We start from the raw sequence: 10,735 nt of genomic DNA on the forward strand, positions 1-10,735 counted from the left end.
GCGCCAACGGCTCTGCCCGGTCACACCTGTCATTTCTCGTCTTGGTTCGAGGCTCGGACGTTTCGAACCCGCTCTATGTCGTTCGATATAGGCCGATTTCGACCGCCGCTCGAAAGTTTTTCCGGCCTGGCATCACGCTTGGGCGAAATTGGCCTCGGATGAGCTTGCTTCAGGTCAAGGCGGCGGCAGCTGGCCGGCTTCAACGCGCTGCATACGGTAGCGCATCAGCCGAAGGATACGGCTTTCGAAATTGACGCTCTCGACGCGGTCGAAGCGGACCTGGTCCTGATCGTGCATGGCGAGCTCGGCTGCCTGGGTCGCGGCGGCCTTGGCCTTCGCCTGTTCGCACGTCTTTTGCGGAGGGACGGCCTTCAGCGCATCCTCGAGCAAGCGCGCATGGTTCTTGGCGATCTCGACATGGCGTTCCTCATGCCGTTTGATGTCCGCCGAGAGCGTATCCCAGAACAGCCTGACGTCGGGATCGGATTTGCGCGGACGCCGCCATTCGGGGAGGATCACCTTGACCTTCACGGTGACGGCCGCGTCGGCGATGCGGCAAGACTGCGCGCTCTGCGCGTAGCTGATGCGGGTCGTAAAGGCCATCTGCGTGGCGCCCGGATGCCGAGAGCCGGTGCTCTTCACCTCGGGGCCGTTTTTCGACAGCTGGTTTTGGATATCGTCGAGCGTGCGGCCGCCGACGCTGAAATAGCTATAGGTCTTCACCAGGCTAGCCGCGCCCGCCGGCATGACGGTCGGGGCGAGCATCAGGGCGCAGAGCAGGGATCGCTTCATCATATTGCCTCTTCACGCACCTTGCTTTAGGGCCGTCGCCAGCGCAACGGAATTGATTTCCGGCGGATCACGCATGGTTGATGGATAATGACGACAAGGCGATGGCAGCTGGCGCATGGGCGCTATCTCGACCTCGGTCCGAAGGCGGTCGTCGTCGGCATCCTCAACGTGACGCCGGACAGTTTTTCAGACGGAGGTTTGTTCATCGCGCCTGAGAAGGCGCTGGAACAGGCGCGCCGCATGGTGGAAGAGGGCGCCGCAATTATCGATGTCGGCGGGGAATCCACGCGGCCGGGTTTTGCCCCGATCACGGCCGAAGAGGAGCAGGGGCGTGTGCTGCCGGTCGTCGCGGCGCTTGCCGCTTCCGGCGGGGCGTTGATCTCCGTCGATACCTATCGTGAGGATACGGCACGACGTGCGGTCGCTGCCGGCGCGCATATCGTCAACGACATCTGGGGGCTGCAGCGCGAGCCGGGCATCGCACGCGTCGCCGCCGAGACCGGCGCCGGGCTTGTCATCATGCATACCGGGCGCGAACGGCGGAAATTGCCTGACGTGATCGAGGACCAGTTGCTTTTCCTGCGCAAATCGCTCGCAATCGCGCGCGCCGGCAATGTCACCGACAGCCAGATCGTGCTCGATGCCGGCTTCGGCTTTGCCAAGGAAACGGCGGAGGAGAACCTCGACCTGATGGCGCGGTTTGCCGAGCTTCAAGCGCTCGGCTATCCGCTGATGGCGGGGACTTCGCGCAAGCGCTTCATCGGTGCAGCCACTGGGCGCGACCCTGGCGAGCGGGCTGTCGGCACGGCGGCCACCAGCGTCATCCTGCGCTTGAAGGGAGCCGACCTGTTTCGCGTCCACGATGTCGCAATCAACGTGGATGCGCTGGCGGTGACCGATGCTATGCTGGCGCGCGAAACCGAGCTTCCTCCCGGACACTGATCATGTACGTCATCCGCATGAAGAACTGCGCCTTCTTTGCCCGCCATGGTGTGCTGGACGAGGAGGAGACGCTTGGCCAGCGTTTCTACATCGATGCCGAGCTGACCGTCGAGCCCAGCCGCCCGCTGACGGAGGACTCCATCGAGGATACCGTCAATTATGGCGTCGCCTTCGCGGTTATCGAGAAGATCGTGACTGGACATCGCCGCTTCCTGATCGAGGCCCTGGCGCTGGAGGTCGCGAAGGCGCTGACGGCGCGGTTCTCGCAGATCAGGAAGGCCGCGATCACCGTGCGCAAACCGAACGCACCGGTACCTGGCGTGCTCGATTATGTCGAGGTGACCGTTGTCTGGCCAGAATAGCGCCGTCTACCTCAGCCTCGGCGGCAATCTCGGCGACCCGGCGAAGTCCATGGGCGCGGCATTGCGCATACTGGACGGCGACAACGCAACGCGCGTCACCGCCGTCTCGTCGCTCTATCGCACGCCGCCCTGGGGCAAGCTCGACCAGCCCGATTTCCTCAATGCCGCAGCAGCGGTCGAGACGTCTCTCTTACCGCGCGCGCTGCTCGACCTTTGCCTCGACGTCGAGAAGCGGTTGAAACGCGTGCGCGAGGAGCGCTGGGGGCCGCGCCTGATCGACATCGACATTCTGGTGTTCGGCGACCGGGTGATCCACGAGACAGGGCTCGAAGTGCCGCATCCGCGCATGCTGGAGCGCGCCTTCGTGCTGGCGCCGCTGGCCGAGATCGCGCCGGGGCTTTCGATCGGCGGCAGGAGCGTGTCGGAACGGCTTGACGCCGTCGATATTTCCGGCATCGAGCGGCTGCCGTCCGGCCGGGAATGGTGGCTGGGTTAAAACCGGCTGATCAACCTGAGAACCCGCCGCCGTCCAGGAAAGCCTGCTCCTCGGCGGTCGTCGCGCGGCCAAGCATCCGGTTGCGATGCGGGAAGCGTCCGAAGCGCCGGATGACCTCCAGGTGCTCCTCGGCATATTTCAGATATTCGGGTGCTTTGGCGGTTGTGAGTTCCACCGACCGTTCCTGGTCCGCCAGCCCTTCGGAATGCTCGAAGGGCAGGTAGAGAAAGACGCGAACCAGTTCTTCCAGTTCCAGGTCCTGACCGGCAACGATTGCCTCGTCGGCGAAGTATCTGGCCAGGGGATCGGTCGCGTACATGTGGCCGGTGCCTCGGAAGCAGTTGCGCGGGAACTGATCGAGCAGGATCATCAGCGCCAGCGATCCTTCGGCATGGGCATTCCAGTCATCGCATTCGCGCCGCGCGGCTGCGTAATGCAGCTCCAGAAAACGGCTGCGGAAATCCGCGTCGAAGGTGTCGTTCTTTTCGAACCAGGCATCCTCGCCGGCATCGCGCCAGAATTTGGTGACGGAAAGCGCTCGCGGATCGAGTTCTGCCATGCGTTGCCTCTCAGTTCTTGGTGTCAGCTCTTGGTGTCAGCCTTGTTCAGCACCACGGCGGTTTCCTGGTTCAGCGCGCGGCCGGCCCGGCGCGGCTGCCTGAGCGGCGTCGGGATCGGCGTGCCGATGTTGCCCTTGAGGAAACGCTGGCCGGCGCGCACGCCCTCGGCCAATTGTGTCTCGAAGCGCGCTTCGTCGCGGCGCCGCACGTCGTCGATGACCTCGGCGACTTCTTCCGGATCGACGCCAAGCGCCTCCAGTGCGGAGCCGCCGAAGACCAGTGCCGATTCGAAGGTCTCGCGCAGCTGATAGTCGACACCGGCGCGCACAAGCTGCAGCGCCGTGCCGCGATCGAAGGCGCGCGCCAGGATGGTGACCAAAGGGAATTCGGCCTTGATCAGCTGCGCGATGCGCACGGCGGCGTCCGGCTTGTCGACGCAGATCAGCACCGCGCGGGCCCGCCCGGCGCCGGCCGCATGCAAGATGTCCAGCCGGGTGCCGTCGCCGTAATAGACCTTGAAGCCGAAATCGGCCGCCGCCTGGATCATCTCCACCTCGTTGTCGATGATCGAGACGTCCATCCCGCGCAGCAAAAGCGGCTGGCTGGCAATCTGGCCGAAGCGGCCGAAGCCGATGATCAGCACGCTGCCCGTGAGGCCGTCGGCGATGTCGACGCCGTCGAGCGACTGCTCGTCGCGCGGGGTCAGGTAACGCAGCGCCACGATCGCCAAGGGCGTCAGCACCATGGAGATGATGACGATGGCGGTCAGCGTTGCGTTGGCCTGGCCGTCGATGATGCCGACAGCGGCGGCGGACGAATAAAGCACAAAGGCGAACTCGCCGCCCTGCGCCATGAAGACGGCGCGTTCGAGCGCCTCGCGGTGGCCGCTCTTCAAAATGCGCGCGACGACGTAGATGCCGAGCGCCTTCATGACCATGTAGGCGACGACATAGATGGCGACGAGACGCCAGTTCTGGGCAACGACGCCAAGGTCGAGCGACATGCCGACGGCGAGGAAGAACAGGCCGAGCAGGATGCCGCGGAACGGCTCGATGTCGGCTTCGAGCTGATGGCGGAAGGTCGATTCCGACAGGAGCACGCCGGCGAGGAAGGCACCCATAGCCATCGACAGGCCGGAGAGCTGCATGGCCAAGGCCGATCCCAGCACCACAAGCAGCGCTGCCGCGGTCATGACTTCCCGGGCACGGGCGTCGGCCAGGATGCGGAAGAGCGGATTGAGCAGGTAACGACCGGCGACCACCAGCCCGACGATCGCCGCAATACCGATGCCGACTTCGGTCAGCCGCTGCGAAAGACTGGTTTCGGCGCCGCCGGGCGCGAGGAATGCAATCAGCGCCAGCAGCGGCACGATCATCAGGTCTTCGAGCAGCAGGATGGAGACGATGCGCTGGCCTTTCGGCGTGGCGATCTCGCCGCGCTCTTCCAGCAACTGCATGACGATCGCCGTCGAGGTCAGCACGAAGCCGGCGCCGGCAACGAAGGACTGCGCGATGGGAAAGCCCCCGGCCAGTCCGACCAGGGTCAGAAGCACGGCGCAGACGCCGACCTGCAGCGCACCCAGGCCAAAAATCTCGCGACGCAGACCCCAGAGCCGTGAGGGCTGCATTTCCAGCCCGATGATGAACAGGAACATGACGACGCCGAGCTCGGCGACATGGAGGATCGATTCCGATTCGGAAAAGATGCGCAGGCCGAATGGGCCGATGACCACGCCGGCGGCGAGGTAGCCGAGGATCGAGCCCAGACCCATGCGCTTGAAGATCGGCACGGCAACCACACCCGCGGCGAGCAGCGCCACCACCTGCACCAGATCGCTGCTCGACGCTTCAACCGCCATGCCTGTCGTCATCCCGTTGCTCGAAGCACTCCTTGCATGCCCCGGGAGCGAGAGGCAAGGGCGCGGGAACTGGCTGGAAGAGCAGGAGGCACGCAGCAGACATGAAGCATCAGGCTCAAGCGGCGAACGCCTGTTGCAACTGCGTTGCACAAGTTTACGCGGCCCGGTTGTTGCATGCCGCCACTGTCAGTGGTTATGGCACGTTCGGCTTCGGCCATCGGAGGCAGGGGCGATGGGCGGCTGCCTTTTTTGAGGAGATGATTGATATGAAGAAGTTTTTGCTCGTTGCCGTGGGTGTCGCGGCGTTGGCCGGCTCGGCTTGCTCCAAGGGGCCGGAATGCACGCAGGAGATAGCCGCCAAGAAGGCGCAGGACATGGCTGCCGCACTCCAGGCAGCGATCACCAAGGATCCGGGCAAGGCGGCCGACCTGACCGCCAAGGTGCAGGCCGTGACGACGAAGTATCAGGGCGCGACGACGCTCGACGAAGCCTGCAAGGCCTATGACGAGCTGACCGCCACTATCAAGGGTTGATCAAAACCGTCGACAGATGCGATGGCGGTGGCCAGGCGGCCGCCGCCTTTTTTGCTGCCTGCCGCTTGAGATGGCGCAGTTCCCGAGATGTCCTACGCGATAGCCATTGCCCGTTTATGGTCGGCGATCTCGGCGAGCAGCCAATTCTGGAATAGGCCGATCGCGGTTGAACGCCGCCGCTCGGATGGCGGGCGCGCGGTTGCTGGAAGCGCGCTGGATCAGTTCTTGGCTATGGCGCCGACTTCGACCGAGTCGATCCGCTTCAGGCTCATGCCGATCACCGGCACCAGCTGTTTGTCGACACGCACGGCCACAGTCACGGTCATCGAATTGTCATCAGGCACGCGGGCCTGCATGACGCCGTTCAACTGCTTGCGGTTGATGGTGAAGACGACCTTCTGGGCGTCGACGACATTGCCGCCGACAATGTCCATCCCGTTGCCGGTCGAGCCGCCCATGAAGCTGCCCTTGTAGCCGTCGCGGTCCTTGCGCTCGACGGTCGCCGACATCTTCTGCGTGAACACGCCGACCCGGCAGTTTCCGTCAAGCGTCATGCCGACTTTGCCGTCTGGCGTCGAGCCGTTGAAATCGCAGGTGAATTTCGTGCCCTTATATTTGCCGGCGATGATCTCGCCAGGGCCGACCCATCTGCCTTCGACCGAGTGGAAGAACTGCTTGTCCGGCTCTGCCCCAAATGCCTTTTCGACAAGGCCGAGCGGCGCGGCAATCGCAACCGTCGCAGGCAGGACGCAGGACAAGATTACGCTTCTCATGGACGACACCCGGCACGACAGAGTCTATTCTTGGGACTTGAGTGACCATGACCAAGATTGGTTAATGCTTCGTCACTGGCGGTCGTGTCAGCGTTTACCTTATCGCTCGTCCTGAGCGTCCTTGCGAGACGCGAAAGAGGTCAGCGCCGACAGGAAATCGCCGAGGCCCGGGCGCTTCACGGCGATGAACGGCAAGGGACGCGCGGTTTCCATCGCCGCGATGCCGATACGCGCCGTCATCATGCCGTTGACCACGCCTTCGCCGAGCTTCGCGGAGAGTTTCGCGGCGAGCCCGTGGCCGACGATCTGCTGCACGAAACTGTCGCCGACCGCGATCGAGCCGGTCACCGCCAGATGCGCAAGCACGCCACGCGCCAGGCGGAAGAAGCCGAGCGTGCCCGGACGGCCGCCGTAAAGCTCGGAGAGCCGTCGGATCAAGCGCCCGGCCTCGAACACGACATAGGCGATGTCGACCAGCGCACGGGGGCTGACCGCCGTTATGAGGGACACGCGCTTCGCGGCTTCGAGAATCATGATTTTGGCGCGAGCATCGAGAGGCGACAGGATTTCGGTCTCGGCAAGCCGCACCAGGTTGGCGCCATCGATGATCTCGCCGCGCAAGTCGGCAAGCGAACGGCGACCAGCGGCGGTCTCGGGTTTTGCGGCGACGAAGGCCGACAGCTCATCGACCAACGCGCGCGCCGCCTTGGGATCGTCTCGCGCCACCGCGTCCAGGGCTCGCTTCTGCATCTTTTCGACTTCTGCAAGGCGGGCGATGGCGACGAATTCGCGGATGAGGATGACGAGCAGCGACAGCAGCGCTATCGCCGCCACGCCAGCCGCCAGCCAGCCAAGCCACTCGGCGCGCGCAAACAGGTCGCGGATCAGCTGGTCCGCCCACAGGCCGACCGCCAGCGAGACGAGCACGCTGAGAGCGCCGAAGAACAGCCGGGCCAGCAGCGAACGCTTTCTCGGCGCCGTCGCCGGCGGCGGGACCGCAGCCTCGATATCCGGCTCGTCGAAGACGTCGACGTCCGAGGGGATCACGACCGCCATGTCGGTCCTCGCGGCACGCGGCCGGCGCGCCGGCTGTTCCTCGGCGACGCGGCTCTGCGTTGCTTGCGGCCCCGGCTCTGCCTCGGGCTCGATGCGGAAGGCCGCCGGTTTGCGGGGCGCGGTCATGCCAGGTGATCTCCGATCAGGAACTGCAGCGCGCGGTCGAGCCGGATATGCGGCAAGGACAGCGTGACGCCTTCTGCGGTGCGTTCGAGCTTCGGCGGGCGGAAACGCACGAAGCGGATCGCCGGTTCTGCGTTGTCCGGCGCCGATCCGGACACGTCGAACACCGCATCCACCTTTTCCGGCAAATCGCCCGGGAATATGGCGGTTTCGGTCTTTCCGTCGAATGTCTCGCCGTTGATCTTCTCGCCTTTCAGCGGCGTGCCGATGATGACCGGCAGCGTCTCGCGGCCTTGTTTCACCGTGCCCTCGCGGGTCGAGCGAACCGCGGCCATGGCAACGACATCGACGGCGGCGCCGCCGAAATTCGCCCGCGCAACGGCACGGTCGGTCAGCCGGCGCACGATCGCCTGCAGCCGGTCGTGGCTTTCGTGGTGCAAATGGTCCGCCTTGGTCGCCGCGACCAGAATGCGGTCGATGCGGCGCGAGAAGAAATCGGTCAGGAAATTGCCCCGTCCGGGCCGGAAACAGGACAGGATCTCGGTGACGGCGCGCTCCAGATCGGCCATGGCGCCTGGGCCGGCATTGAGCGCCTGCATGGCGTCGATCAGCACGATCTGCCGGTCGAGGCGGGCTATGTGCTCGCGAAAGAACGGTTTTACGACATGCGTCTTATAGGCCTCGTAGCGGCGCTCCAACATCGCCTGCAGCGATCCGGAGCGCGCCCGGCCTTGCGACAGCGTCATCAGCGGCGCGAAGGTGAGCGCCGGCGAACCTTCGAGATCGCCCGGCATCAGGAAACGGCCGGGCGGCAGCGTCGACAGCGCCCGCTCGTCGAGCTTGCAGGCCTTGAGATAGGCGGCGAAGCTCTCGGCCAGCCGCCGGGCCGTCATCTCGTCGGCGTCGGCATCGGGATCGACGGCGGAGGCCAGCTCGCGCCAGGCCTGCGACAGGTCGGAGCGGACTGGCAGGGCGGCAAGCTCCACAGCCTCGCGCGAAAAATCGGTGAAGGATTTGCCGAGCAACGGCAGGTCGAGCAGCCATTCGCCGGGATAATCGACGATGTCGACTGATAGCTTTCCGGCCGAAAACAACCGGTTCCAGCCGGAAGCCGACTCATATTCGATGGTGAGCCTGAGTTCGGAGATGGCGCGCGTGGAGTCCGGCCAGACGCGGTCGTTCACCAAAGCCGCGACATGGTCTTCATACTGAAAGCGCGGAACGGCGTCGTCCGGCTGTTCCTCCAGGAAAGCGCGGGCGATGCGGCCGGATTTCTGCGCTTCGAACAGCGGCAGGCGTCCGCCATGGATGAGATTGTGGACAAGCGCGGAGATGAACACTGTCTTGCCGGCGCGGGATAGGCCGGTGACGCCAAGGCGCAGTGACGGAGAAAAGAGCCCGGCGGCATGGCCCGACAACGTATCGAGCGCAATCCTCGCCTCGTCGGTAAAGGTGGTCAGCGATGATGCCAAATCAGGCCTCTGGTTGCGCGTCAGCGCCCGATATAGGCCCTGGACCGCGCGTTTGAAATGGCCTCAGAGGTCGGCGGGCGTGAGAAAGGCTTCGAGATAGCCGCTGCCCTGCGCCGCTTCGGCAAGATTGCCGGGAAAGCGCACCACGGCGAGGCCGGAGGTAGGAAACCCGTGGTTCATCATACCGCGCGCAGCCTCCTCGCCATCGCCCGACACCGCCATCGCCAGATCCTCGGTCATGGGGTTATGGCCGATCACCAGCAGCGAGTCGGTACCGCTATTCCTGCGAATGATGTCGAGATAGCCGGCCGCATCCTCGCTATAGAGCGTGTCGAAGAACAGAACCCGGCCGGTGTCGGTGCGCCCCGCCAGGCCTTCCAGCGTCTGCCTTGCCCGTTTGGCATTGGAGCAAAGCGTGACATCCGGCACATAGTTGCGGGCCCGCATGGCCTCTCCGATGGCTTCGGCATCGGCCATGCCCGATTGGTCGAGCGGACGGTCGAAATCGCGCACGCCGGGCAGCGCCCAGCCGGCTTTGGCATGCCGCAACAGATAAAGTCTACTCAACCGGTTCCCCAATAGCGCTGCCTTTCCGGCAAAGCGCGATTAGTCACCAGAACCGTGTCATGCACAATGGCAGTCGTAGCAACTGCAACGAATCATGCGCGAATTCGTTTTGTGGCGTTGAAACAACGTCGTTGCGCGGGCCGCCGATGCGAGACTAACAATTGCGTGAAACTGTCGCCAATAGCGCTTGTGCAGCCTCTTGTCCCCGAATATATAGGCGCCAAATTTGGGGTTGTTGGGTGAGTCGAATGAACGACATCGTTACCGCCGATTACGTACCCTCCGAAGACGAGCCGTTCATGAACGAACGGCAAAAATCGTACTTCCGCCAAAAGCTTATCACCTGGAAGAGCGACATTCTCCGCGAAGCGCGCGAAACCCTCGAAATCCTGCAGCAGGAAAACGCCAACCACCCCGACCTAGCCGATCGCGCCTCCTCCGAAACCGACCGCGCCATCGAATTGCGCGCCCGCGATCGCCAACGCAAGCTCATCTCGAAAATCGACTCCGCGCTCCAGCGCATCGACGAAGGCACCTACGGCTATTGCGAGGAGACCGGCGAGCCGATCGCGCTGAAGCGGCTCGACGCGCGCCCGATCGCGACGCTGTCGATCGAGGCGCAGGAACGCCACGAGCGCCGCGAGAAGGTCTATCGCGACGACTGACGCGAACCGAATAAGCAAGAAAACGTCGAAAATGGCCGGATTTCCGGCCATTTTCGTTTTCGACGTCAAAGTGCGGACGGCCGGTCAGCGGCTGTCCAGTTAGAGCATTTCACCGTTTCACGGAAACGGCGAACCGCTCTATCTCTTTGTTTTGACGCAATTCCGGACGGAAGGCTACGGCGAAGTCGCCGAGCCTAAACCGCTCACACTTGTCCTGGAATTGCTCTAGCGCTTGTGGCTCCCCAGCTCGCCAAGAAGCTTGGTCATCTCGTCGTCGAGCGAGGGCTTGGCCGCCGGTTTGCTGACAGCCGGCTGCGAATGCGTCTCGTCGAGAGAGGTCTCGAGCTCGTGCATCAGCGTGTCATCGATGGAGTCGTTTGAAGGCGGCGGCGGGTACCTGGTGCTGCCGTTCGTCGTGCCGTAGCTCGGCAGCGGCATGACCTTAGCCGTCGGCTGGCTCGGCGCCACCGGCTTCGGCGCGGGGGCGGGCGCCGGAGCGCGCGGACGCGTGGCGGCGGCGGGCTGGGCGGCAGGCG

At 64.3% G+C, this 10,735-nt stretch carries 12 protein-coding genes and 1 pseudogene; 5 read left to right on the forward strand and 8 right to left on the reverse strand.

All coding sequences use genetic code 11. From position 1 onward, the window contains the following. Positions 1-174 precede the first annotated feature (174 nt). Entirely contained in the window at positions 175-795 is a 621-nt protein-coding gene (locus RFM68_RS27730) for a DUF922 domain-containing Zn-dependent protease (protein WP_320236199.1), read from the reverse strand. 84 nt (positions 796-879) lie between these two features. On the opposite strand from RFM68_RS27730, the gene folP reads away from it, so the two are divergent. Genes folP through folK form a run of 3 tightly spaced genes read left to right on the forward strand, consistent with a single transcriptional unit; the run spans position 880 to position 2,592 of the window. Then, a complete protein-coding gene (gene folP / locus RFM68_RS27735) occupies positions 880-1,734 on the forward strand; it encodes a dihydropteroate synthase (RefSeq protein ID WP_320236200.1) in 855 nt (284 codons plus the stop codon). A 2-nt stretch (positions 1,735-1,736) separates the two neighbouring features. Beyond that, positions 1,737-2,096: a dihydroneopterin aldolase gene (gene folB, locus RFM68_RS27740; RefSeq protein ID WP_320236201.1), complete on the forward strand. Its 360-nt coding sequence runs from the start codon at positions 1,737-1,739 to the stop codon at positions 2,094-2,096. Continuing rightward, positions 2,080-2,592, forward strand: coding sequence for a 2-amino-4-hydroxy-6-hydroxymethyldihydropteridine diphosphokinase (gene folK, locus RFM68_RS27745; protein ID WP_320236202.1), 513 nt, complete (start codon positions 2,080-2,082; stop codon positions 2,590-2,592). The genes folB and folK overlap by 17 nt, the downstream gene beginning before the upstream one ends. A gap of 10 nt (positions 2,593-2,602) precedes the next feature. On the opposite strand, the gene RFM68_RS27750 is transcribed toward folK, so the two are convergent. Both RFM68_RS27750 and RFM68_RS27755 read right to left on the reverse strand, forming a co-directional pair. Further along, entirely contained in the window at positions 2,603-3,151 is a 549-nt protein-coding gene (locus RFM68_RS27750; protein ID WP_320236203.1) for a DUF924 family protein, read from the reverse strand. 23 nt (positions 3,152-3,174) lie between these two features. Then, positions 3,175-5,010, reverse strand: coding sequence for a monovalent cation:proton antiporter-2 (CPA2) family protein (locus RFM68_RS27755; RefSeq protein ID WP_320236212.1), 1,836 nt, complete (start codon positions 5,008-5,010; stop codon positions 3,175-3,177). Positions 5,011-5,111: 101 nt separating this feature from the next. Here RFM68_RS27755 and RFM68_RS27760 point away from each other — a divergent pair, with 101 nt between their 5' ends. After that, complete coding sequence (locus RFM68_RS27760; protein ID WP_320236204.1) at positions 5,112-5,543, forward strand: hypothetical protein; 432 nt, start codon at positions 5,112-5,114, stop codon at positions 5,541-5,543. Between the two features lie 218 nt (positions 5,544-5,761). On the opposite strand, the gene RFM68_RS27765 is transcribed toward RFM68_RS27760, so the two are convergent. The 4 genes from RFM68_RS27765 to RFM68_RS27780 all read right to left on the reverse strand — a co-directional run bounded on the left by RFM68_RS27765 (position 5,762) and on the right by RFM68_RS27780 (position 9,534). Beyond that, the gene (locus tag RFM68_RS27765; protein ID WP_320236205.1) at positions 5,762-6,316 is read right to left on the reverse strand and encodes a hypothetical protein; all 555 of its coding nucleotides are present in this window, start codon (positions 6,314-6,316) and stop codon (positions 5,762-5,764) included. A gap of 99 nt (positions 6,317-6,415) precedes the next feature. Then, positions 6,416-7,498: a YcjF family protein gene (locus RFM68_RS27770; RefSeq protein WP_320236207.1), complete on the reverse strand. Its 1,083-nt coding sequence runs from the start codon at positions 7,496-7,498 to the stop codon at positions 6,416-6,418. Further along, positions 7,495-8,967: a YcjX family GTP-binding protein gene (locus tag RFM68_RS27775; protein ID WP_320236208.1), complete on the reverse strand. Its 1,473-nt coding sequence runs from the start codon at positions 8,965-8,967 to the stop codon at positions 7,495-7,497. Before RFM68_RS27775 ends, RFM68_RS27770 begins: the two co-directional genes overlap by 4 nt. 63 nt (positions 8,968-9,030) lie before the next feature. Beyond that, positions 9,031-9,534 carry a SixA phosphatase family protein gene (locus RFM68_RS27780; RefSeq protein WP_320236209.1) on the reverse strand — a complete coding sequence of 168 codons (504 nt, stop codon included), beginning with the start codon at positions 9,532-9,534 and terminating at the stop codon, positions 9,031-9,033. Between the two features lie 248 nt (positions 9,535-9,782). Between RFM68_RS27780 and dksA the strand changes: the two genes are divergently transcribed. Next, entirely contained in the window at positions 9,783-10,199 is a 417-nt protein-coding gene (gene dksA, locus RFM68_RS27785) for an RNA polymerase-binding protein DksA (RefSeq protein ID WP_027166326.1), read from the forward strand. A 225-nt stretch (positions 10,200-10,424) separates the two neighbouring features. On the opposite strand, the pseudogene RFM68_RS27790 reads toward dksA, so the two are convergent. Then, positions 10,425-10,735: pseudogene (locus tag RFM68_RS27790) on the reverse strand (hypothetical protein); the annotation flags it as partial.

This window comes from Mesorhizobium montanum (assembly GCF_033977145.1).
GTDB classification, from domain to species: Bacteria; Pseudomonadota; Alphaproteobacteria; order Rhizobiales; family Rhizobiaceae; genus Mesorhizobium; species Mesorhizobium montanum.

Excerpts from the sequence above, each read along its gene's own strand:
- RFM68_RS27730 (WP_320236199.1), bottom strand. The coding sequence starts at position 795 with ATGATGAAGCGATCCCTGCTCTGCGCCCTGATGCTCGCCCCGACCGTC.
- folP (WP_320236200.1), top strand. The coding sequence starts at position 880 with ATGACGACAAGGCGATGGCAGCTGGCGCATGGGCGCTATCTCGACCTC.
- folB (WP_320236201.1), top strand. The coding sequence starts at position 1,737 with ATGTACGTCATCCGCATGAAGAACTGCGCCTTCTTTGCCCGCCATGGT.
- RFM68_RS27750 (WP_320236203.1), bottom strand. The coding sequence starts at position 3,151 with ATGGCAGAACTCGATCCGCGAGCGCTTTCCGTCACCAAATTCTGGCGC.
- RFM68_RS27755 (WP_320236212.1), bottom strand. The coding sequence starts at position 5,010 with ATGGCGGTTGAAGCGTCGAGCAGCGATCTGGTGCAGGTGGTGGCGCTG.
- RFM68_RS27760 (WP_320236204.1), top strand. The coding sequence starts at position 5,112 with ATGAAGCATCAGGCTCAAGCGGCGAACGCCTGTTGCAACTGCGTTGCA.
- RFM68_RS27765 (WP_320236205.1), bottom strand. The coding sequence starts at position 6,316 with ATGAGAAGCGTAATCTTGTCCTGCGTCCTGCCTGCGACGGTTGCGATT.
- RFM68_RS27770 (WP_320236207.1), bottom strand. The coding sequence starts at position 7,498 with ATGACCGCGCCCCGCAAACCGGCGGCCTTCCGCATCGAGCCCGAGGCA.
- dksA (WP_027166326.1), top strand. The coding sequence starts at position 9,783 with ATGAACGACATCGTTACCGCCGATTACGTACCCTCCGAAGACGAGCCG.